Genomic DNA, 23,303 nt, shown 5'->3' on the forward strand with positions numbered 1-23,303 from the left:
CCGCGAACACTTAGACAATCTTCACTATTTTTCCATATGTCCACTGCCGCCATTTCTGCAAACACCGCCCGTCCATTGCTGTCGGTCAATGGCATCGAAGTCATCTACAACCACGTCATCCTGGTGCTGAAGGGCGTGTCACTCAATGTCCCTGAAGGTGGCATTGTGGCGCTGCTGGGTGCCAATGGCGCGGGCAAGACGACTACGCTGCGGGCCGTGTCGAATCTGCTCAAGAGTGAACGTGGTGACGTCACCAAAGGCTCGGTCGAATACCGTGGCGAAAAGGTCCATCAACTGTCACCGTCGGATCTTGTGAAGCGTGGCGTCATACAGGTTATGGAAGGCCGCCATTGTTTCGGGCATTTAACGGTAGAGGAAAATCTTCTTACCGGCGCGTATACCCGCAACGTGTCAAAAGCTGAAATCAACGCGGATCTCGAAAAGGTCTACGCCTATTTTCCGCGCCTCAAGACACGCCGCAAGGCGCAATCGGGTTACACGTCCGGAGGTGAACAGCAAATGACGGCGGTTGGCCGGGCGTTGATGTCGCGGCCAAACATGATATTGCTCGACGAGCCTTCGATGGGCCTCGCGCCGCAAATAGTCGAGGAGATTTTCGAGATCGTGCGTGACCTGAACCAGAAGGAGAAAGTGAGCTTTCTGCTTGCCGAACAAAACACCATGGTCGCGCTGCGATACGCGGATTTTGGCTACATCCTCGAAAACGGGCGGGTGGTGATGGAAGGCGCGGCAAAAAATCTTGCCGAAAACGAGGACGTGAAAGAGTTCTATCTGGGAATTTCGAAAGCGGGGCGGAAGTCGTTCCGCGATGTAAAACATTACCGCCGCCGGAAGCGTTGGCTGGCATGATGCAAGACCACTACGATGTACTCGAAGTCCGAGATCCGCAGCAGCGCGAGCGAGAGTTGTTCGCCGCATTGCCGGATCAGCTTGCCTATGCGAAATCGAATGCGCCATATTTCAGTGAGCGACTGGCAGCCATCGACGTGCGGGCCATCACCACGCGTAATGCGCTGGCCACGCTACCGGTGACGCGCAAATCCGATTTGCATGAGTTGCAGAAGCTGAACATGCCATTTGGTGGCCTGACGGCCGTTGCACCCGGAAGACTGGCGAGACTGTTTGTTTCCCCCGGTCCAATCTATGACCCCGAGGGACGAACCGCCGATTACTGGGGCACCGCGCGGCCCCTGTTCGCGGCTGGGTTTCGATCCGGCGATATTATCCACAATACTTTTTCGTATCACCTGACGCCGGCGGGATCGATGTTCGAAACCGGCGCGCATGCGCTGGGGTGTGCGGTCATTCCGGCCGGAACAGGGCAGACCGAAATGCAAGTGGCGACCATCTCGGCCTTGAGGCCCGTGGGCTATGTCGGCACGCCGTCGTTTCTCAAATTGTTGTTGGAAAAAGCCGACGAGTTACAAGCCGACGTGCGTTCGATTCGCCGGGCGCTGGTGTCGGGCGAAGCCTTCCTGCCACCGGTGCAAGCACTGCTGAAGGCGCGCGGCATCGAGGCATGCCAAGCCTATGGCACGGCGGATCTTGGCATGATCGCCTACGAATCGCCGGCCCGTGATGGCTTGATCGCCGGCGAGAATATCATTCTCGAAATTGTCCGGCCCGGTACCGGTGATCCGGTTGCCGCGGGGGAAGTTGGCGAAATCGTGATCACCACATTCAATCGCGACTACCCGTTGCTGCGTTTTGCGACCGGTGATCTGTCAGCGGTGCTGCCAGGTATTTCATCATGCGGCCGCACCAATATGCGCATCAGGGGTTGGATGGGGCGCGCCGACCAGACCACCAAAGTGCGTGGAATGTTTGTGCATCCGCATCAAGTGGCGGAAATAGTGAAGCGTCATCCGGAAGTCGCGAAGGCCCGACTGGTTGTAAGCCATATTGATGGCAATGATGCCATGCGACTGTTGTGCGAAAATGTTGCGGGATTGAATGTGGAAGGTGTTGCAGAGTCGATTCGCGAAATTACCAAGCTGCGCGGTGATGTGCTGGCGGTGAATCCTGGCACGTTGCCCAACGATGGAAAGGTCATTGAAGATATTCGCAGTTACGCTTGAGGTTGCGTGACGATCGCCCTGAAGAGCACGCTTCACATGAGCAGCGCAGGGCGCACACTGGCAACATGCAGCGATTGCAGATACGCCCGTGGGCGAAACCCTAGCATTGGTGGGCCTTCTGGGCCGAAAACGCCTGAAAAGCCGCCCCAAATGGCGTTCTACGTTTTGCCGATCAATCGCCCGCCGCTGGAAAGGCCACGACATGGTCAATTTCCAGTCTAATTCCGATTTTCTGTCCGATTTCGTGATTGTGGTGCGAGGGCACAAGTGAAAGGACATTGGCGCCGCTGGCCAGCTTGAGGGTATAGAGAATTTCCGCGCCGCGAAAAGCCTTGTGCAACACCTCTGCCTGCAACGGGCTCAAGTCATCGTGAAGTATGTCATCGGGACGCAACAGCACATCCGCATATTGGCTTTCCGCAATCTTGCCGGCAGGCAAGTTGGTGGGGCGCATGCCGCCGAGTTCCGTATCGACGCATCCATCAGCGAGCACCGTTCCCCGCAGCAAGACGCCCTGGCCCACGAAGTTCGCCACGAAACGCGATGCGGGCCGATGGTAGAGGTTGTATGCGGTGTCCCACTGCTCGATGCGGCCGCAGTTCATCACGCCGATTTTGTCGGCAATTGAAAACGCTTCATGTTGGTCGTGCGTGACCAGCAGCGCGGGGGTGGCGAGCTTGCGCAATAAGTCGCGGACTTCAAGTCCAAGGCTCTCTCGCAATTCCACATCCAGATTGGAAAACGGCTCATCGAGCAGTAGCAAGGCAGGCCGTGGCGCGAGCGCGCGCGCCAGTGCCACACGCTGTCGCTGACCGCCTGAAATCTCGTGCGGATATTTGTGCGCCTCGCCTGTCAAGCGCACGAGTGCGAGCATTTCACCCACGCGTGCGTTGGCGACTTTTGCAGCCATGCCGCGCAGTCCGAATTCGACATTGCTTGCCACAGACAAATGCGGAAAGAGCGCGTAATCCTGGAAAACCACGCCGACACGCCGGACTTCCGGTGGCAGTGATTGTTTGATGTCCGCCAGCAACCTGTCGCGCACGTGGATTTCGCCATTTGCAGGGCGCTCGAAGCCGGCAATCAATCGCAGAATAGTCGTTTTTCCACAGCCGCTTGGACCTAACAGACAGCCAATTTCACCTTCGTCCACACTGAAGGACAGATGCTCGCAGACCTGATGTCCATCCGGGTAGCTAAAGCTAACATCTTGTATCTGAAGAAACTTGCTCATGTTTTGAGTATAGAACATATGCTGCATTTGAAACTAATTTGACAAATGCGAATCGTTCGCATTAAGATTGAATGGCCAAGTACGAGAGCTGCTCACTCCAATAGATGTTGCAGGTGGCCAACGAGCAATCAACTTAATATTTTCCTGGGACCTAACGTGAAAAATCGATTTCTTGTAACACTGGTATTGGCAATTCTGACCATTGCCCCGAATGCGTCCGCAGAGCAAAAGGTGCTGAATTTATATTCGTCGAGGCACTACCAAACCGATGAGGCGCTATATGCCAATTTCGAAAAGGCCACGGGCATAAAAATCAATCGCATCGAAGGTCCCGAAGATCCGTTGATAGAGCGATTGAAAAGCGAGGGAGACAGAAGCCCGGCCGACGTCCTGATTACTGTTGACATGGGACGCCTGTTGAAAGCGCAGCAAATGGGATTGTTCCAGCCGGTGAAGTCCGCTCTGCTCGACAAATATATCCCCAACGAACTGAAGGCGCCCGATGGGTCTTGGTACGGATTCTCGGTACGTGCGCGCCCAATCTTCTATGCCAAGGCACGCGTTGATGCAAGCAAACTTCCGGACTATGAATCGCTGGCAGACCCAAAATGGAAGGGAAAAATCTGTGTGCGTTCTGGCATGCATCCGTACAACTTGTCGCTGATGTCGTCAATCATTGCCGCCAACGGACCTGACAGGGCCGAGGCTTGGGCGAGGGCAGTCGTCGCAAACATGGCGCGCACACCGAAAGGCGGTGATACCGACCAGATCAAAGCGGTAGCCGCCGGGGAATGCGATGTCGCCTTGGGTAATACATACTACTTCGCACGAATGATGAAATCCGACAAGCCAGAGGATCGTGCGATCGTCGAAAAGGTAGGCGTGATTTTTCCAAACCAGTCAAACCGGGGTACACATATCAATATCTCAGGTGCGGGTGTCGCCAAATACGCGCCGAACAGGGATGCAGCCATCAAGTTTCTTGAGTATTTGGCAAGTCCCGGTGCCCAATACTATTTTGCCAATGGCAACAATGAATACCCGGTGGTTGGCAAAGCCGAGAATCGCGAGCTCAAACTTCTTGGCGAATTCAAGCGTGACCCACTCGCGATGGACATGGTCGGAAAGAACTATGCCGCAGCGGCGCAAACATTTGACCGCGCGGGCTGGAAGTAAACTGCGCGCAATTGCGTTCCAAGTTGCGACCAGTTAAGGTTTGCGCTGTCGATGAGCAACTACCTTTTTGGTGGACAAAGAACTTGCGCTGGACGCGTGATCGCACGCGAGGCCAATATGACCGGAATGAGACCAACGCCTACTATTGCCAGTGATGCGGTCGACGCTTCGGCCAGGCGTTCGTCCATCGCGAGGCTATACGCCTGAACGGCCAACGTATCGAAATTAAACGGGCGCAAGACAAGCGTGGCGGGCAGTTCTTTCATCACATCCACAAATACCAGCAATGCGGCGGAAATCAGGCTGCTCCGAAGCAGGGGAACGTGTACCCGAATTGCCACGCCCGATGGGTTCGCGCCAAGTGATCGAGCGGCATCGTCCATGCTTGGTGTGATCTTGGCGAGACCCGCGTCGACACTCTGCAGTGCAATGCCGAGAAAGCGAATCAGGTAGGCATAGATCAGCAAAACGGCACTACCCGTCAGAAGCAAGGGTACGGCGTGCCCGGATATTCTTTCCATGAGGTCAGCCAGCCCATGGTCGAGATGCGCAATTGGAATGAGTATGCCTACAGCGATTACGGTTCCAGGTATGGCATAGCCCAGGCCAACGGCGCCATTTACCAGACGGCTCCAGCGACTTTTCAGCACCCGTGCCCCATAAGCCAACAGCAAGGCGACTGTGATTGCGATCAGCGCCGTAATTGCGGCCACGACGAAACTATTTCCGGCAAGCTGGACAAAGCGAGCCCCAAAACTCGTGTCGCCATCGCCAATCGATAGTTTCAGAAGAATTATTGTCGGCAATGCAAATCCGATAAATATCGGAATAGTGCAGGCCACTGTCGCGCTCCAGCCAGCCATTCCGTTGAGGGTGATCCGCGGACGCGTCTGGGTACCCCCTTGGTGGAAACGCGAACGCCGCCTGGACGCATGTTCAATCACTATCACCATCGAGACAAATAGCAGGAGAATGGCGGCAAGTTTGCTGGCAGATGCTCGGTCACCTTGCGAAAACCACGCATTGAAAATGCCCGTTGTAAATGTAGGCAAGCCAAAATAGGAGACGGTGCCGTAGTCTGCCAGCGTTTCCATTAATGCCAGGGCGGCGCCGGCCGCGATGGCGGGACGCGCTAGCGGAAGTGATATTCGCCAGAAGATGCCGAGGCGGCCATAGCCAAATGTGCGACCGGCTTCGGCGAGTGAAGAGGATTGATCGAGGAATGCCACACGCGCCAGTACGTAGACATAAGGGTAGAGCACGAAGGTGAACATGGCTGCCGCCCCTTCGAGCGAGCGAATCTCTGGAAACCAGTAGTCGGTTTTCGCCTGCCAGCCGAATGACTCTCGCAGAAATCCTTGTATGGGGCCTGCAAACTGAAGGACATCGGTGTAAGCGTACGCCATGACATAGGCTGGCATCGCCAGTGGCAGGATCAGCAGCCACTCAAACGCGGCGCGACCTGGGAAATCGTGTTGCGCGGTGATCCATGCGCACATTGTGCCGATCGACACAACGCCGATTGCCACCGCTGCCGCCAGCAAGAGGCTGTTGCTGATCAGTTCCGGCAAGGTGGTGCGAACGATATGTGTCCATGCGCCGCCGTCAGCGGCAAAAATGCTGAATACGAGACCTGCAATTGGAACGAGTATCAACAATGCCACCGCGGCACCGAGATAGCGCAAACTGTCTGTCCATTCGAGATTTGGTCGGCGGCTCACAGGGTGAAATTTCATTATTGGCAACGATCTCAAGATGTAAATTGTAACAAGAATCATTATTGATTGGTCTCAACGCGAACGCGCCAAGTTTGTGGCTGATCAATAACCGCTTTCACAAAAAGAATTACATTGAATTTGCCTCATGGTTTCAGTACACTTACGCGTTTTTCAAGTTCCGGGAGCTTTTCGCCGCATCCACTCTGGATATGGCCTAACTTCCGATAATCTGCAGGCAAATCGGACGATCTAGCACGTCGCCTCAGGAGAGTTGAAGTTGGTCACTGCAAAAGCAAAAACGAAATCAAAAGTTGGCAGCAAGGTTGCCAAGGTCGCGACCGCCAAGGTTGCCAAGGGCAAAGTAGCGAGTAAAGTGGTACCGAAGGCACCAAAGAAAGTGCCCCCAAAGCCGGCCCCCAAAGCCGTAAAGAAAACGGTGCCGAAGCCAGCCCCCACGGTCGCAAAGAAGACTGCTGTCAAGATGCCGGTTGGAGCGCATAAGATGCCCGCAGACAGGCATGTAGCTGTCGCGCCGCCACCCGCAAACAAATCGCTTCCGAAACCCAGCAATGTAAAGGTTGGCGGAGGAATGTCGGAAGCCGAAGTGGTCAAGCAGGCCAGGACCGACTACATGTCAAAGCAGCAGCTTGCGTTTTTCAAGCAGCGTCTTCTCGACTTGCAGAGTGAACTGCGTGAAAATGCGGGCGCGACCACGGAGCACTTGCGCGAGCTTTCAGTGGCACCCGATCCAGCCGATCGCGCAACACTCGAAGAAGAGCACGCGCTTGAACTACGTACGCGTGATCGGGAGCGCAAACTGCTGAAAAAAGTGCAGTCTGCGCTCATGCGAATCGAAGATGGAAGCTACGGATATTGTGAGGAAACCGGCGAACCCATCGGCATTCAGCGTCTGATGGCGCGTCCGACAGCGACGTTGACTATCGAAGCGCAGGAGCGTCGGGAATTGAAGCAAAAAATGTACGGTGAGTGATTCACCATTTTCGTCAGCTATCAAACGGCCACGCAAGTGGCCGTTTGCATTTCTGCGATTGGGATTTACTCGGGATCGACCAGTCTGCGTGCACCATTGAAGCGTTTTTTCCAGTAGGTGTCAGACATGTCCACGATTTCCACGCCTTTGCCGCGCGAGGGTGCATGCACGAATCGCCCCTCACCCAGATAAATGCCCACGTGCGAAAAGCGGCGCTTCAGCGTGTTGTAGAACAACAGATCGCCGGGAAGGAGTTCGCTTTGTTCCACAGGATTGCCGACTTTACTCATCTCAATTGAACTGCGCGGCAATTCCATTGCCAGCGCTTCGCCAAATACATGGCGGACGAATCCGGAACAGTCGAAACCCTGTTCCGGCCCGTTTCCGCCGAACTGGTAATTCACACCAATCGAGGAGAGCGCATGCATTAGGAGATTCTGCATCCGGCGTGAACCGACACTCGTTGTGACTACCGCTGTCTCAGCAGCTGAAGAGATGGCGGGAACATCCTTGATGGCCGGCCGGGCGTCCACGTTCGCTTGCACGGCACTTGCCGTGAAAATCAGTAACGCGGCGCATGACAAACTATTTTTCACGCGCCCATCTTACCGCGTACTACGATCCAGATTCCGCGTCTTTTCGCGACAAGCTGCATTCGATGATCGATGCTCACAAAAGCCGCCGAACATCGAGGCGCGGCAAACTAGCGGCGCTGCCAAACCTGCCATTTTTCTTTGCCCGCAAACACAGGAATCGAATCCGTTGGCACTTGAACGTCAATCAACTCAAAATCCTTCGCGAGCAGGGACGTGAGCATTTCCGGATCGATACCGAACGGTGGTCCTTTCACGGTCTGGTCGAAATAGAAAAAGCCGAAGAGCTTGCCGCCAGGTAACAACAGCCGGGAAACTCGCTCTGCCCATGCGGTTCGCAATTTGATCGGCAATGCGCACATGAAGGCCCGTTCGTAAATCATCTCAAATCGTTCCTTCGCCAGATCGTCGCCGAAAAAATCCGCTTCTCGCACGTGCGCGCCCAGCGGTCCGAGAATCTTGCGCGCTTGCGCGACGGCGACCGGCGAAAAATCAATCGCCGTGACAGGCCAGTTGGCGTCAAGCAGAAGGCGTGCCTCATGGGCCGAGCCGCAGCCTGGAATCAAGGTTTTTTTTGGTGCCGGATGGCGGGAGACATAGTCAGCCAGACATTGCGGCACCGCGCCCTGGTCCCATGGAATGAAATCAGCCTCGAAGCGTACATCCCAAAAGGCAGGCGTTGCCGGGTCATGGCGCGGAAAACTGGGATTGCCGGAAGATGAACTCATGCGCGAATTATAGGGCTCGTTTTCATGGGTTGATACTGGCAAACCGGCGGTTTGTCTCACTGTTTTTGACTTTGATCACCGTTGCCGATAAGGTGCGCCAAGTTTCAACAAGTCTGGGACGGTTGTGCCATGCAAAAAATAGCGAGAACGGCGTTGCACGCGATGGGGATCATTGTGGTATCTGTACTGGTGGCGGCATGTAGCGAGACGGCCAGCGTACCGGGTGCGACACTGACGTTGAATGGATGCCGCGCGGCCAACGTGGACAATGAAGTCCGATGCGCCACGCTCGATGTTTTTGAGAATCGGGAGACAAAGCAAGGTAGGAAGATCGCCATGAATATTGTGGTGCTGCCAGCCACCGCGCGCATCAAGGAAGCCGATCCGGTCTTTCTCTTTGCGGGTGGCCCCGGGCAGGCCGCGACCGAACTCGCGCGAGAGTCGCTGATAATCCTCGGTGGGCTCAATGGCAAGCGGGACATTGTGCTTGTCGATCAGCGCGGCACGGGAAAATCCAATGGCCTTGGCTGCAGGTTTAGCGACCGCAACACACCGGAAACAGTCGACCCGATCAAGCGTGACCAGGTAAACCGCAAGCTTCTCCTGGAATGCCGGGACAAGCTCGCAAAACGAGCCGACCTGACGCAATACACGACAACCATTGCCATGGCCGACATCGATGACGTGCGCGCCGCCCTTGGGTACGACAAGATAAACCTGTGGGGCGCCTCGTATGGGACGCGGGCGGCGCTGGAATACACGCGGCGCTATCCTGCCCACGTACGAAGTGTTGTCCTCGATGGCGTCGCTCCGCCGTCAATGATGATGCCGGTCACGTTTTCGCGTGACGCAGGCGCGGCCTACGACAAGATGCTGTCCGCGTGCGCCCAAGAGCGCGCATGCGTAAAGCAGTTTCCACAATTGAAATCGCAGGTCGATGAATTGCTGGCAAGCCTTGACAAGCAGCCGCAAAAAGTTTCCCTGCCAGATGCACTGACGGGCATTCTTCGCGAGGTGGCGGTTACAAAAGATGCCGTGTTAAGGGCGATTTTTTCCACCTTGTACGTGCCGGAGATGACCGCACTTCTGCCTGAACTACTGGTCAGCGCAAAAGAGGGCCGGTATGCACCGCTGCTGGCCATGACTTCTGCATTTGGCGAATTGGCGGAAGAAAAAATGTTCTTGGGCATGCAGTTTTCGGTTGTGTGTGCCGAGGATGTTCCGCGTATTGGCGCGGATAAAGGCGAGCTGGTTGCGGCGCCGTTCGGGGGGATGTTTGTGCGCGACTATTTAAAGGCCTGCAATGACTGGCCCCGGGGGGCGATGGCGAAGGACTTCCATCAACCGGTCGGATCGGACAAACCCGTGTTGATTCTGAGTGGAGGCCTCGATCCGGTCACACCGGCACTATTCGGCGAAGAGGTAAAGAAGTCCTTGACGAATGCCCTGCATCTGGTGGCAAACAACATTGGCCATGGCGTGAGTGGGCGCGGCTGTGCCCCAAAGCTGATCAAGAGGTTCATCGAGACCGCCAACGTGGCAAGTCTTGATGGCCAGTGCCTTGATCGTTTGCCGCGACCGATGTTCTTTGAGCCGATGCAAAAAAAAGCGGAGCATGGAATTGCCAGCCTGGAAAGAAGCCCGCCGCAACGACTGACGGAAGGGGCTGCGAAATGATTGAAGTCCGTGGTCTGAATAAACGATTTGGCGAGGTCAAGGCCGTTGACGGCGTTTCGTTTACGGCAAAAAGCGGTGCCATCACGGGGCTGCTTGGCCCGAACGGTGCCGGCAAGACGACAGCCATTCGTATGATCGGTACGTTGATTTCCATCGATGCCGGCACAGTGAATATCGATGGCATCAATGTGGCAGGCGACCCGGACGGCGCGCGCCGCGCTTGTGGGCTGCTTACCGACTCGCGGGGTGTTTATGTGCGAATGACCGCGCGAGAGAATATTCGCTATTACGCGGAACTGCGAGGCATGGATATCGCGCGGTCTGAGAAAGTGCTGGCCAGGTTTGTCGACTGGCTTGACATGAAATCGATATTGGACCGGCGCACGGACGGCTTCTCGCAAGGCGAACGCATGAAAGTCGCCATCACCCGGGCACTGATCCACGAGCCCGACAACGTGATCCTTGATGAGCCGACCAATGGGCTTGATGTCATGAGCACGCGGGCGCTGCGCGAATTGATCAGGCGCTTGAAGGCCGAAGGGCAGACTGTCATGTTCTCCAGCCATGTCATGCAGGAAGTGGCGGCTTTATGTGACGAGATAATTATCATTGCCAGGGGGCGCGTGACGGCACAGGGGACTACAGACCAGTTACTGGAAATGAGTCGCAAGGACAATCTGGAAGATGCTTTCGTCGCGCTCTCGGAAACGCATGAGTTGCGGCCGGAGGTTGCATGATGTTGGCGACAATTTTTACCGTCTGCAAGAAAGAGCTCACCGACCATTTGCGCGACAAGCGGACGGCGACGATGATCTTCCTGCTGTCGATTGCAATGGGGCCAATCATGCTGGCCGGAATGAGCTATTTTATTTCGAGCATCGAAAAGAAGGCCGAAGCCCGCGAGGTCTACGTGCAGGGCAAGGAAAACGCTCCGCAACTCGCCAATTTTCTGGCACGTCAGGACATCACCATTCTGGAGCCAAAGCCGGATTTCCGTGAATTGATCAAAACCGGCAAGCACGATCCAGCGCTGGTTATCCCAAAGGACTTCCAGGAAAAATTCTTGACCGGCGCCGCAAATGTGGAGCTGATCTTCGATGACACCCGCCAGGACTCCGGAAATGTGTCGATTGGCGTGCTGCGCCGTCTGATCTCCGGTTTTAACGGCGAAGTCACCAACCAGCGGCTGATTGCGCGTGGCGTTTCGCCGCTAATCGGCCGTCCCGTTGAAGTACGCAATGTCAATATGGGTACGCCATCGCAACGCGCGGCACAAATACTCTTCATGATCCCGTTCATCACGCTGATCGTCTGTGTCACGGGCTGTACCGCGATCGCCATTGATATGACCGCAGGCGAGCGCGAGCGCGGATCGCTCGAACCTCTGTTGATGAATCCAGTCAGTCGTGGTGCCCTGACCACTGGTAAATGGCTTGCCGTCGGTGTCTATGGTGTCGGCGTTGTAGCGCTCACGCTGACCGGATTCTGGTTGACGCTGAGGTTCATGCCGATGCCCAAGCTTGAAACGGTCATGTCGATCACCGGCATGCAGTTTCTCGGCTTTGGGTTGACCATGTTGTCCTTTGCGCCGGCCATGGGCGCGCTGCAAATGCTTATCGCCACTTATGGCCGCACGTTCAAGGAAGCGCAGACCTACGTGAGTTATCTCATTACCGCCGTCTCGATGATTCCCATGGTGACGATATTTGGGCAACTGAAGGATGCTACGTGGCAGCTTTTCGTGCCGATGCTCGGGCAACTGATGGTCATAACCCGTATCTTGCGAGGTGACCCGGTGGATGCGATGCATTTCCTGGTTCCGCTGGCAATCAATACGGTTATTACCGCTTTCGCAATCCTGCTGATTTCGAAACTCCTGACAAAGGAGAAAATAATTTTCGGGCGGGCATAGCGAATTCGGTGATGCACGCCGTGAGAAGCCGTTGCCGCACGGTATGATCGTGGCATGTCTGAATTGAGAGAATTGTTCGGCCCCGCGGGCCCCTTGGCGAAACGCATTGAGGGATTTCGCCACCGCGAGAGTCAAATCGAAATGGCGGAAAAGATCGGTGAGGCCATCGATCGTGCGGGAGTCCTGATCGCCGAAGCAGGCACAGGTACTGGCAAGACCTTCGCCTACCTGGTACCGGCATTGCGTTCTGGCGGCAAGGTCATTATTTCCACCGGCACCAAGACTTTGCAGGACCAGCTCTTTCACCGTGACATTCCGACGGTAAAAGGCGCGATGAATATTCCTGTCAGCACGGCCTTGCTGAAGGGGCGCGCCAACTATGTATGCCTTCATCACCTGGACAATGCTGTCGCCGATGGCCGTTTCCTGAATCGTGACGACACGAGGCATATCCAGGTCATTCGCCGCTTCGCGGATCGCTGCCTCAACGGTGGCGGTACCGGCGACAAATCCGAACTACCGGATGTGCCGGAGCGATCAGGCGCCTGGTCGATGGCGGTATCCACGCGCGAAAATTGTCTTGGTTCGCAATGCAGCCAGGTGGAAGCCTGCTTCGTCATGAAAGCGCGCAAGGCCGCCATGGAGGCGGAGGTGGTCGTGGTCAATCACCATCTTTTCTTTGCGGATCTGGTACTAAAAGACGACGGTGCGCAGGATTTGTTGCCGGCATGCAATACCGTGATCTTCGATGAGGCCCATCAATTACCGGAAACGGCAACGATGTTCTTCGGTGATGTCGTGACGACTTCGCAACTGACTGAACTTGCGCGCGACGCGCGCCTGATGGGCATCGCGCATGCCGCGGATTTCAAGGACTTACAGGAAGCGGCGCTCGTGCTTGACAAATCTGCACGCGATCTGCGTCTGGTGATGACCGAGGACTCCGCGAGGTTGCCTGGGCAGGCGGTAACCGAGCGCGAAGGTTTCGACTTGGCTTTTACCGATACGCAAGAAAAGCTCGCGGAACTGCGGGAAATGCTCGAGAGTCAAGCGGGCCGTGCGCAGGAACTGGGAAACTGCCTTGAACGCGCGGATGAGTTTGCCGCACGCATGGCGGGCTGGCGCGGTGACGGCAAGCAGGGACCGGTTGAAGGGTATATCCGGTGGGCGGAAGTATTTGGTCATTCGCTCGCGTTTCACCTCACGCCACTGTCGGTGGCGAGTATTTTCCACGAACAGGTTTTCGCCCAAAAGCGCGCATGGATATTTACCTCCGCCACCCTTGCCGTGAAGGGCGAATTCGCGCATTACCAACGAGAACTGGGGTTGGTGGACGACGAACGTGCCGACGACTTTGAAGGCGATGCCTTCAATGAACGGCGGGTGGTGACGGCGACCTGGCCTTCGCCGTTTGACTATCCGCAACAGGCGTTGCTCTATGTCCCCGAGAAAATGCCTGCACCCAATACGCCCGATCATACCGAGGCGGTGGTTGCCGCGTCCCTGCCGCTGATTGAGGCGGCCGAGGGCCGCGCGTTTCTATTGTTCACTTCGCTACGGGCGATGGATCGTGCCTACGAGTTTCTAAAGGACCACTGGGCGCGCAAAGGCTGGGATTACCCGCTAATGGTGCAGGGCGAAGGAACCCGAACTGAGCTTCTGGATCGTTTCCGCAAACTCGGCAATGCCGTTCTGGTGGCCAGCCAGTCTTTCTGGGAAGGCGTAGATGTAAAGGGCGAATCATTATCGCTGGTGGTGATCGACAAGCTGCCGTTCGCGCCGCCAGACGATCCGGTGCTGGCCGCGCGCATTGATGCTATCACCCAGTCCGGCGGAAATGCCTTCATGCAGTATCAGGTGCCGCATGCCGCCATCAAGTTGAAGCAAGGTGCGGGCCGGCTGATTCGCGATGAGACCGACCGCGGCGTGCTGATGATTTGTGATCCACGGCTGGTTGAAAAGCCCTATGGCAAGCGCATCTGGCAGAGTCTGCCGCCGATGAAACGCACGCGCCACGAAGCCGAGGCAGTGCAGTTTTTTCGAAGCAACGCATCCGGCGACGCGTAACAGGATCAGCAGAAAACTCAATTTCAGGAATTCGTCAGCTGGAAATGGCCGGACGCGAGTGAAAAGCTCACCGAAAACGCCGGAACGGCGCTGCCGACAAGCCTGCATGCGAGCACAGGCTCGGCACCCAATCGGGGTGCCATAGCGGAAGTCCGATTTCTCAAAGTCTTGAACTTCTGGTCGGAATATCCTGTATAATCAACAGGTTTTGTTGATTGCAGCGCGACTTGATGTTGCTGAACAACAAATCATTTTGCAATGTCGTGGGGGCGCAGTTCATTTCTCACGTATGTGTAGTAGCGAAAATCGCCTTAAATAATATCCGCTACGGCATGCGTCAACCGTTTCATGAGGCCATCGTTTTAACGATAGCGGTTCTGTCACAGGTTGTATCGATGGGCAAAAAGGAACCGCTTCGAACGTATGCGCCAATTGTATTGGGCGCGCCGATCGGGGCAAGAAGTGTCTCGTTTAACTTACTCACTCAAGGAACACAAATGAAGAAAATCATCGCAATCGTCGCCGCGTTCTTCGCGTCGATCTCGATCGCGTTCGCAGCCGTGAACGTAAATACCGCGACCAAAGAAGAGCTGATGAGCCTGAACGGCATCGGCGAAGTGAAGGCGCAAGCGATCATCGATCATCGCACCAAGAATGGCCCGTTCAAGTCACTCGCTGACGTGGACAAGGTGCCCGGTATTGGTGAAGGCACGTTGAAGAAAATTGAAAAAGACGTGAGCCTTTCCGGCAAGACCACCGTCGCTGCTCCCGCGGCCGCTGCGGTTGCGCCAGCCAAGGCTGAAGCCAAAGCTGAAAAGAAAGAAATCGCCGCCACCAAGAAAGACGAAAAAGCCGCAGTCGCTGCTGACGTCAAGAAGGCCGACGCAAAGGCCGACGCTAAAGCCGTCAAGAAAGAAGTCGCTGCCGACAAAAAGGAAGTAAAAGCCGTTGCCGCTGCCGATGCCAAGAAAGTTGACGCCAAGGCCGATGCCAAAGCCGCGAAGCTGGAAGCCGCCGCCGCGAAAAAAGAAGCCGCTGCTGCCAAGAAAGCAGAAAAAGCTGCTGCCGCCGCGGAAGCAAAGAAGGGCAACGCGAAGGCTGACGCCAAGGCTGTCAAGAAAGACGCTGCTGTCACGGCGAAGGAAGAAAAAGCAGTTGCTGCCGAAGCCAAGAAAGCTGACAAGAAGGAAGCGAAAGTAGAAAAAGCCAAGGCAGACAAGAAAGCTGACGAAGTAAAAGAGGCTGCCAAGAAGTAATCGAGCCGTTCTGATATAAAAACCCGCGAATGATCGCGGGTTTTTTTTCGGCCCTTTCCGCCGCCGCGCTCAACTCGACAGCAACGTCGCTTCAATTTCCGCGAACGTCGTCGCCACGCCAGACGACGGAATCATCATTCCCAATTGGCGCTCGATCTGCGTGAGTGAAAAAATACCGCAGATGTCAGTCATGCCATGCGCACCGGTTTCCATGACCAGCGCGTGCTGGCGTCCACTATGGCGCAGGCTGGCGATGACCTCGCCAACCTTGGCGAGCTTTACATCGGCGATCGGAATGGCGCCAAGCTTGTCCAGCGGGGTCATGATGTCCGATACCAGGATTTCGCTGTGCTTCACGCGATGTTCCTGGCTGAATCGCAGGAGCTTTTCGCCGAGAATATCGGGCGCCGAGATGATGCCCGCAAGGTTTCTTTCCTCGCTCATCACGAGCAATAGACGTACGCCACGTTGCACCATGTACGCATGCGCCGCGTCCACGCTGGTTTGCGGTTCAACCAGCGCCGAATGCGTATGGCGCAGGTCGGTCATCGCGTCCAAGGCTGGCGATTCTGGCGCAATGGATTTCGGCGGGGCCGGGCGGGCGATAAAGACCTGGCCGCTTAGAGGTTGCTCGATCAAGGGATGATAGTTGCGCATTGCGAAATGCCTCCTGCGGCAATTGATGACATCCGGGCCAGGTGGCACCCGGGCAAACAACCGGCGGCCGTGTTATCCAGCTTGATCGGCAGATGAATGTCATCGGGGTCGTGCCGGAATGCCATGACTGCTTCCACAATGTTGGCAAATCAGCACTTGGCGCCGATTGCCTTTGCCCGCTGCGTCGAAAGTTCGCCTTCGCGTTTGGCAGCGTCCCGATCCCAGCTTTCATCTACCCAGCCGACCAGATGCTCCCGCGCAATTTCCGTCAATGCACCGACAAACGCCTGCGTGTCATTGGCGACGGGGATGTACTGGAATTCACTGCCACCAGCCTTCAGGAAAGTGGTTTTGCCTTCATCGGCGATTTCTTCCAGCGTCTCCAGGCAATCCGCGCCGAAGCCCGGGCAGATGACATCTATGCGTTTTGTACCTTGTTTCCCTAGAGCTTCAAGCGTCTTGTCCGTGTAGGGCTGCAGCCATTCCGCGCGCCCGAAGCGTGACTGAAAGGTGACGATGAACTGGTCTTTCGACAAGCCCAGTTCATCAGCGATGAGGCGCGCGGTTTTGTGGCACTGGCAATGATAAGGGTCGCCCTTGTCGAGATGAAATTTCGGCAGTCCGTGAAACGTCATGAGCAACTTGTCCGTCGCGAAATTGGGCCGGCCGATCTTCATCCACTCGGCCTTCACATTTTCGGCGACGGCTTTGATATACGCGGGATGATCGTGATAGCTACGTACCATGCGGATTCCCGGCACGTTGCGTTTTTGCATCAGCACGCGGGCGAGTTGGTCAAAGGTCGCGCCGGTCGTGCTCGACGCATATTGCGGATAGAGCGGGAGGATCAGGAGGTTTTCGCAGTTGGCACTCTTGAGTTTGTCGATGCCGGTTTCAATCGAGGGATTGCCGTAACGCATCGCGTATTCGACCTTCAGCGGGCTCTTGACGATCTCGCCCAAGTACCCGCGCAACATTTGTGCCTGCCGGGCCGTATACACCCGCAGCGGCGAACCTTCCTTCATCCAGATGCCGGCGTATTTCTTGGCGGTTTTCTTCGGCCGCGTATTGAGGATGATGCCGTTCAGGATCAGCCACCAGATCGCCTTGGGAATTTCTACGACGCGCGTATCGGAAAGAAATTCCTTGAGATAGCGGCGCACCGCCGGTGCGGTCGGTTCGTCCGGCGTGCCAAGATTTACCAGCAAGATGCCGGTCGCGGATGGGGTGCCGTGGGTAAAAGCGGGCTCGGGTTGGTAGGCCATTTTTGATCAGTAAAGTCTAGCACTGGCGAGGTATGCAGGCCGAAAATGCTCCGAAAGGCTCGCCAGTGCTAGTGTTTAATAGTAATGCCATGTCAAAGTTCGTCATTCCCGCACAGGCGGGAATGACGAAAAAGCTGGCGACGAGATTACCCTTAATGCTGACTCAGCGCCGACGACAATAATTTCGCCGTCACGTCTACAATCGGGATGACCCGCTCATACGCCATGCGTGTCGGGCCGATGACTCCGACGGTGCCGACAATCTGCCCGTCAACTTCATAGGGAGCCGTCACCACCGAGAATTCATCCAGCGGCACGAGTGTTGATTCGCCGCCGATGAAAATGGTCACACCTTCGGCGCGCTGACTTACGTCCAGCAATTCCATCAACTGCGTTTTTTCGTCAAATACATTGAACAACCGGCGAATGCTCTTCATGTTCACGGAAACATCGTCAACGTCCAGCAGATTGCGCTCGCCCGAGACCACCACGCCCGACGAATCCGATCCCTGGCCGCGCGCATCGACCACGGCTGACATCAGCGTCGAAATGTCGCGATGCAATTGCGAGAGCTCGAACTTCACCTTGTCGCGCAGTTGATCGAAATCGTAGCCGGTGTAATGGGCGTTGATGAAATTGGCGGCTTCGGTCAATTGCGAAGGCAAAAAGGCTTTTTCGGTAATCAGGATACGGTTCTGCACGTCGCCATCCGAGGCGACGATGATCAGCAGGACACGCTTTTCCGACAGCGGCATGAATTCGACATGTTTGAGCCCGACGCCGCGGCGGCGCGGCGTGATCACGATACCGGCAAAATGGGTGAGATCGGAAAGCAGTTGCGAGACGGATGCGACCACCTGTCGCGGATCATCCGGCCGGATATTGTGTTCAAGCTGCTGGCGATCAATTTGTTCCAGCGGCTGGATGGTCAGCAGCGTATCGACGAACAGGCGATAGCCCTTCGGCGTCGGAATGCGACCGGCGGAAGTGTGCGGACTGGCGATGTATCCCATCTCTTCAAGATCCGCCATGACGTTGCGAATCGATGCGGGGAAAGTTCCATGCCTGAATACTTGGAAAGCGCGCGCGAGCCGACCGGCTGTCCGTCGACGATATAGCGTTCGACGAGAATTTTGAGCAGGGTTTGGGCGCGTTCGGACAACATGGGACTATTGTGGCAAAAAAAGAGACGGTTGTGTGCGGCCTTTATTAATGCCATGCGTTTTGTGTTTTTGCGCGGTGAATCATCGCTGCCAAATGTGCTTTGAAACGCTGCGCCGCAGTTTCAATGCGCAATCCTGTGATTTAATTCGGCTAAATGATAAACAAGTTCAAAACGATCGCGATCATCGCCAAGCCTGATGGCAACGGCGTGACCGCGCCCCTCAACACCCTGATCGATGTGCTGAAACGCCGTGGAATAGTGGTGCAGCTCGATACGCGCACCGCTAGTTTCGCGACCGTGCAACCGGACAAGGTCATGCCACGCGATCCCCTGGATGCATTGATCGAGGACGCTGACCTGGCCATCGCCGTGGGGGGAGATGGGACCATGCTAGGCGTGGCACGCATCGTGGCGCGCCACGGTGTGCCGCTGGTGGGCATCAACCTTGGGCACCTGGGTTTCCTGACGGATATTTCCGCGGACGGCGCCGCCGAGGCGCTTTCAGACCTGCTCGATGGCAAATTTCATGAAGAACAGCGCACCCTGCTTGAGGCCGAAATCATCCGTGACAACGAATCGATATTCCGCTCGGTCGCGCTGAATGATGTGGTGGTCAGCCGCGGTGCGATGGGCACGATGATTGAGTTTGCCGTGGAAGTGAATGGTGAGTTCGTCTATTCCGCGCGCGCCGATGGCCTGATTATCGCCACGCCGACCGGGTCCACCGCCTATGCCTTGTCCGCCGGCGGGCCGATCCTGCAGCCGGGCCTGCCGGCCATCTCGCTGGTGCCTATCTCTCCTCACACGCTTTCCAATCGGCCGATCGCCATTTCCTCCACCTCGGAAGTTCGCGTGAAATTGCTGCACGGGATCAACGCGCGGGTAAATTTTGACGTTCAATCGTATTTCGATCCGACCACGGATGATGTGGTCGCGGTGCGCGCTCACCCCAAACCACTAAGGCTGCTGCATCCGCTTGGTTATTCATACTTTGCGATGTTGCGCACCAAGTTGCACTGGAATGAGCGAACTTCCTGATACATGCTGCGCTCCCTGACCATCCGCGATTTCGTCATCGTCGATCGCCTTGAACTCGATTTCGAGAGCGGATTCACCACGCTCACCGGCGAAACCGGCGCCGGCAAATCGATCATGATCGACGCGCTGTCGCTCGCGCTGGGCGCACGCGCCGAAGCCAATGTAGTGAGAGTCGGCCAGACCCGTGCGGAAATCGCCGCCGAGTTTGATCTTTCCTCTGTTAAGTCCGCGCGCAAATGGCTTGCCGAAAACGAACTCGCGGCAGCAGGGGAGGGGAACGATGAGGACAATGCGGACGACGCAAATGTCTGCCTGTTTCGCCGTGTGCTTGACGTCGGCGGGCGCTCGAAGTCCTTCATCAATGGCAACTCGGTCACGCTTTCGCAGATGCGCGATCTGGCCGGGCGTCTGATCGACATACACGGCCAGCACGAACACCAGACCTTGCTGCGGCGCGACGCACAACTCGCGCTGCTCGACGATTTTGCGCAAAACGACGCGCTGCTGGCTGACGTGCGCGAGCGGCATGGCGCATGGTCGCAACTCGCCAACATCCGCGCGGCGCGCGAAGCCAACGAAGCGGCCATCGCACGCGAATTCGAGGATCTGACCTGGCAAATCGGCGAAGTGGAAAAATTCAATTTCACCGTTTTGCGCTGGGAAGATACGCAGGCCGACCAGCGCCGGCTCGCCAATGCCGCGAGCCTGATTGCCGCCGCCGAAGCCGCGGTAAACGGCTTGTCTGAAGCGGACAACGACGTGCTCTCGCGAATCGATGAACTGTCCGGTGATCTCGGCGACGCGGCCGAAACCGATCCCGCCCTGTCGGACTCCGTTGCGCTCATCAATAGCGCCGCCGTGGAATTGCGCGAGGCGGTGACCGGTCTGCGGCATTATCTGCGCAAACTCGATGTCGATCCCGGTCGCCTTGCCGATCTCGATCGTGAAATTGCCGACGTGCAGGAAATCGCCCGCAAGTTCCGCATTGAGCCCGCGCGCATTCCTGAATTCCTGGCGCAAAAGCGCGACCGGCTGGCTGCCTTGGGCGGTGGACAATCACTTGATGCGCTGATCGAACAGGAACGCGCCGCGTTGAACGCATTCATGGACGTCGCAAAAAAACTCACCCGTTCACGCCAGGCAGCCGCAAAGAAATTCGCATCGGATGTGACCAGGTCGCTGCAGCAACTCGCGATGGCCGGTGGTAAGTTCGCCGTGGAATTCTCCGCGCGTGAGCCCTCCGCAAATGGCCTGGAAGGCTGCGAATTCCAGGTCTCCGCGCACGAAGGCCAGCCGCTCGGACCGCTGGCGAAGATCGCCTCGGGCGGCGAACTCTCGCGCATTTCGCTCGCGATCCAGATGATGGCCTCGGCCAAAGGCGGCGTCGGCACGATGATCTTTGACGAAGTAGACGCCGGCATTGGCGGACGCGTGGCGGAAGTCGTGGGCCGATTGCTGCGCGCGCTCGGCCAAAACCATCAGGTGCTGGCGGTCACGCATCTGCCGCAGGTGGCGGCGTGTGCGCAGCATCAGTTCCAGGTGGCAAAAGCAGCGAAAGAGGGCGTGGTGACCACGTCGATTGTGCCGCTCACCGACGCGAGCCGCGTCGATGAGATCGCGCGCATGCTGGGTGGCATCACGATTACGGTGGCGACCAAGCGTGCGGCAGCAGAGATGCTGGAAAACGCGGCGCGCCTGGAATCAAAAGACTAGTATTGGCGCAGCTTTACAGAGGTTTTCGTTCTGTCAGCCGCACCAGTGCTTGAGTGTTAATGTCTCTCGCTACTTTCCCCGCTTCGCCAGAATCGCCTCAATCTCATCCATGATCCGATTCATCCGCGTGGCGACGGCTTTGTACGGCGCCGGTGAGGCAAGGTCGACGCCCGCGGCTTTCACCATCTCGTACGGATAGTCAGAGCTGCCGGCACTCAGCAGTTTCATATACCGGTCCTTGGCACCCGGCTCGTTTTTCAGCACCGACTCCGCAAACAGTGAACTCGCGGCAATCGAGGTCGCGTATTGATAAACGTAGTAGCCGTAATAGAAATGCGGGATGTAGGCCCACTCGATGGCGTATTGGTCGTCGATCTTTACCACGCCTTCCTTGTCGCCGTGATAACGGCGCAGGATCTCGCCATAGAGTTTGGTGAGCGCCTCGCCCGTGACCGGTTCGCCACGATCGACGCGGGCGTGTGCTTCGCGCTCGAATTCGGCGAACATCGCCTGACGGAAGTAGGTTGCGCGCAATCCTTCGAGTGCGGCGCCCAGATACAGCATGCGTTCATCGTCGGTTTTAGCGATTTTTAGGACGTGGTCAAGCAACAGCGCCTCCTGGAAGGTCGAGGCAATCTCGGCCACGAAAGTGGCGTAGTCGGCCGTCACGAACGGTTGCGCGGCGTTGGAATGGTACGAATGCATCGCGTGGCCCCACTCATGGGAGAGGGTGGTGACGGATTCGTAATTGTCGTTGTAGTTCATCAGCACGAAGGGGTGAACGTCGTAGGCTGCACCGGCCATATGCGCGCCCGAGGCTTTACGCGGACGCGGGTACACGTCCATCCAGCGATCCTTCAGACCCTTGTTCACGGCGGCCACGTAGTCCGGTCCCATTGGCTTCAATGAATCGAGCATCAATTGCTTGGCGGCGTCGATCGGGTATTTAAAGTCGCTTTTCACCAGCGGCGGATAAATATCGTAGTAGCGCATTTCGGCAACGCCGAGCATGCGGCCACGCAGTTTAAAGTAGCGATGCAGCGTCGGCAGGTTGGCGTTGGTCTGGGCGATCAGCGTGTCGTAGACCGCCGCGGGAATCTTGTTGCCATCGAGCGCCCGCGCAAGGCTATCGGGATATTTGCGTACTTTGGATAGCGCGGTGTCCTCTTTCAGCTTTTCGTAAAAGGTCACGCCAAAGGTTCGTTCGAATTCCTTCCAGCTACCGAAGAACGCGTCGAAGACTTTCTTGCGATCGTCGCGACTCGCGGATTCGCGATATTTTTCGTAGGCTGGTTTGTCCAGCTTTACGCTGCTGCCATCGGCGAGTTTCACGGTGGCCCATGGCAACTCGGCATTGGTGAAAATGTTATAGACGGATCCGGTCGCGTTCGCCGACAAACCGAGCGTGGCGATGAGTGCTTCGCCCTTCGTATCGAGCGTATGCGGTGCGGCACGCAGGATCTGGTCAAGCGGCTGGCGGTAGATTTTCAGGCCGGGTTCCTGTTTGATGAATGCGGCAACTTTGCTTTTGCCGAGCGCCAGGATTTCCGGGCTGATGAAAGAATTGGCCTCATTCGCCCGCGTACCCAGCACTTGCGATTTCTGGCTCAGTTCCAGACTGGCGGCGGCGCCGGTGTCTTCGGAGAGCAGTTCATTGGAATACACGTCGAGACGCAAATAACGCTTGGTTGCATCGCTTTGGAGATCAAGACACGCCTTCAGGCGCTTGGCGGATTCACCCAGCTTGCCACGGCATGCGCCGAATTCTTTTAGCTGCGCGTCGAGTTTGGCGGCGTCCGCATGCCACGCCTGCACGGTGGGGTAGAGGTCGGCGAGATTCCAGCGATCTTCAGGGGCGTTCGGCGGCAAGCGCGAAGGTGGGAAGCGAAGGCGAGGACGCCGAGTATTGGGAGCGGTATCTGCAACGTACGAAAAGATTTCTTCATGATCGGTGATAATCCTGGCTGGTTTTGAAAAGTGTGGCGCAATTATGCAGCAGATCGCCATCTGGCGC

Annotated in this window: 18 protein-coding genes and 1 pseudogene; 11 read left to right on the forward strand and 8 right to left on the reverse strand. The window is 56.6% G+C overall.

Annotated features, from left to right (window positions below):
* Nucleotides 1-36: 36 nt before the first annotated feature.
* Together IPP88_11895 and IPP88_11900 are read left to right on the forward strand one after the other, a co-directional pair.
* The gene (locus IPP88_11895) at nucleotides 37-870 is read left to right on the forward strand and encodes an ABC transporter ATP-binding protein (GenBank protein MBL0123392.1); all 834 of its coding nucleotides are present in this window, start codon (nucleotides 37-39) and stop codon (nucleotides 868-870) included.
* Complete coding sequence (locus tag IPP88_11900; GenBank protein ID MBL0123393.1) at nucleotides 870-2,099, forward strand: AMP-binding protein; 1,230 nt, start codon at nucleotides 870-872, stop codon at nucleotides 2,097-2,099. The genes IPP88_11895 and IPP88_11900 overlap by 1 nt, the downstream gene beginning before the upstream one ends.
* Nucleotides 2,100-2,271: 172 nt before the next feature.
* Here the strand turns inward: IPP88_11900 and IPP88_11905 are convergent, their stop codons facing one another.
* On the reverse strand, nucleotides 2,272-3,333 hold the full coding sequence (locus IPP88_11905; GenBank protein ID MBL0123394.1) for an ABC transporter ATP-binding protein: 1,062 nt from the start codon (nucleotides 3,331-3,333) through the stop codon (nucleotides 2,272-2,274).
* 45 nt (nucleotides 3,334-3,378) lie between these two features.
* Between IPP88_11905 and IPP88_11910 the strand changes: the two genes are divergently transcribed.
* Entirely contained in the window at nucleotides 3,379-4,509 is a 1,131-nt protein-coding gene (locus IPP88_11910; protein ID MBL0123395.1) for a Fe(3+) ABC transporter substrate-binding protein, read from the forward strand.
* A 59-nt stretch (nucleotides 4,510-4,568) separates the two neighbouring features.
* Here the strand turns inward: IPP88_11910 and IPP88_11915 are convergent, their stop codons facing one another.
* Nucleotides 4,569-6,245: an iron ABC transporter permease gene (locus IPP88_11915; protein MBL0123396.1), complete on the reverse strand. Its 1,677-nt coding sequence runs from the start codon at nucleotides 6,243-6,245 to the stop codon at nucleotides 4,569-4,571.
* Nucleotides 6,246-6,708: 463 nt separating this feature from the next.
* Here IPP88_11915 and dksA point away from each other — a divergent pair, with 463 nt between their 5' ends.
* A complete protein-coding gene (gene dksA, locus IPP88_11920; protein MBL0123397.1) occupies nucleotides 6,709-7,218 on the forward strand; it encodes an RNA polymerase-binding protein DksA in 510 nt (169 codons plus the stop codon).
* Between the two features lie 65 nt (nucleotides 7,219-7,283).
* On the opposite strand, the gene IPP88_11925 is transcribed toward dksA, so the two are convergent.
* Together IPP88_11925 and IPP88_11930 are read right to left on the reverse strand one after the other, a co-directional pair.
* Nucleotides 7,284-7,661, reverse strand: a complete 378-nt coding sequence (locus tag IPP88_11925) for a C40 family peptidase (GenBank protein MBL0123398.1) — start codon at nucleotides 7,659-7,661, stop codon at nucleotides 7,284-7,286.
* A gap of 260 nt (nucleotides 7,662-7,921) precedes the next feature.
* Nucleotides 7,922-8,539 carry a methyltransferase domain-containing protein gene (locus IPP88_11930; protein MBL0123399.1) on the reverse strand — a complete coding sequence of 206 codons (618 nt, stop codon included), beginning with the start codon at nucleotides 8,537-8,539 and terminating at the stop codon, nucleotides 7,922-7,924.
* Nucleotides 8,540-8,668: 129 nt separating this feature from the next.
* On the opposite strand from IPP88_11930, the gene IPP88_11935 reads away from it, so the two are divergent.
* The 5 genes from IPP88_11935 to IPP88_11955 all read left to right on the forward strand — a co-directional run bounded on the left by IPP88_11935 (nucleotide 8,669) and on the right by IPP88_11955 (nucleotide 15,451).
* Nucleotides 8,669-10,216 carry an alpha/beta fold hydrolase gene (locus IPP88_11935; protein MBL0123400.1) on the forward strand — a complete coding sequence of 516 codons (1,548 nt, stop codon included), beginning with the start codon at nucleotides 8,669-8,671 and terminating at the stop codon, nucleotides 10,214-10,216.
* Nucleotides 10,213-10,953 (forward strand): ATP-binding cassette domain-containing protein, encoded by a 741-nt coding sequence (locus IPP88_11940; GenBank protein MBL0123401.1) that lies wholly within the window; start codon nucleotides 10,213-10,215, stop codon nucleotides 10,951-10,953. Before IPP88_11935 ends, IPP88_11940 begins: the two co-directional genes overlap by 4 nt.
* A complete protein-coding gene (locus IPP88_11945) occupies nucleotides 10,950-12,128 on the forward strand; it encodes an ABC transporter permease (protein MBL0123402.1) in 1,179 nt (392 codons plus the stop codon). The genes IPP88_11940 and IPP88_11945 overlap by 4 nt, the downstream gene beginning before the upstream one ends.
* A gap of 54 nt (nucleotides 12,129-12,182) precedes the next feature.
* Nucleotides 12,183-14,195, forward strand: coding sequence for an ATP-dependent DNA helicase (locus tag IPP88_11950; GenBank protein ID MBL0123403.1), 2,013 nt, complete (start codon nucleotides 12,183-12,185; stop codon nucleotides 14,193-14,195).
* 497 nt (nucleotides 14,196-14,692) lie between these two features.
* Nucleotides 14,693-15,451: a helix-hairpin-helix domain-containing protein gene (locus IPP88_11955; protein ID MBL0123404.1), complete on the forward strand. Its 759-nt coding sequence runs from the start codon at nucleotides 14,693-14,695 to the stop codon at nucleotides 15,449-15,451.
* Nucleotides 15,452-15,520: 69 nt separating this feature from the next.
* Here IPP88_11955 and IPP88_11960 read toward each other — a convergent pair whose 3' ends face one another.
* The 3 genes and pseudogenes from IPP88_11960 to hrcA form a co-directional block, all read right to left on the reverse strand.
* Nucleotides 15,521-16,108 (reverse strand): CBS domain-containing protein, encoded by a 588-nt coding sequence (locus IPP88_11960; protein MBL0123405.1) that lies wholly within the window; start codon nucleotides 16,106-16,108, stop codon nucleotides 15,521-15,523.
* Nucleotides 16,109-16,257: 149 nt separating this feature from the next.
* Nucleotides 16,258-17,373 carry a ferrochelatase gene (locus IPP88_11965; GenBank protein ID MBL0123406.1) on the reverse strand — a complete coding sequence of 372 codons (1,116 nt, stop codon included), beginning with the start codon at nucleotides 17,371-17,373 and terminating at the stop codon, nucleotides 16,258-16,260.
* A gap of 152 nt (nucleotides 17,374-17,525) precedes the next feature.
* Nucleotides 17,526-18,538 (reverse strand): annotated as a pseudogene (hrcA, locus tag IPP88_11970) (heat-inducible transcriptional repressor HrcA).
* Between the two features lie 153 nt (nucleotides 18,539-18,691).
* On the opposite strand from hrcA, the gene IPP88_11975 reads away from it, so the two are divergent.
* Both IPP88_11975 and recN read left to right on the forward strand, forming a co-directional pair.
* The gene (locus tag IPP88_11975; GenBank protein ID MBL0123407.1) at nucleotides 18,692-19,576 is read left to right on the forward strand and encodes an NAD(+) kinase; all 885 of its coding nucleotides are present in this window, start codon (nucleotides 18,692-18,694) and stop codon (nucleotides 19,574-19,576) included.
* 3 nt (nucleotides 19,577-19,579) lie between these two features.
* The gene (gene recN, locus IPP88_11980; GenBank protein MBL0123408.1) at nucleotides 19,580-21,289 is read left to right on the forward strand and encodes a DNA repair protein RecN; all 1,710 of its coding nucleotides are present in this window, start codon (nucleotides 19,580-19,582) and stop codon (nucleotides 21,287-21,289) included.
* Nucleotides 21,290-21,358: 69 nt separating this feature from the next.
* Here the strand turns inward: recN and pepF are convergent, their stop codons facing one another.
* Nucleotides 21,359-23,296, reverse strand: a complete 1,938-nt coding sequence (gene pepF / locus IPP88_11985) for an oligoendopeptidase F (protein ID MBL0123409.1) — start codon at nucleotides 23,294-23,296, stop codon at nucleotides 21,359-21,361.
* Nucleotides 23,297-23,303 lie beyond the last annotated feature (7 nt).

Source organism: Betaproteobacteria bacterium (genome assembly GCA_016720925.1).
Lineage (GTDB): Bacteria > Pseudomonadota > Gammaproteobacteria > Burkholderiales > Usitatibacteraceae > UKL13-2.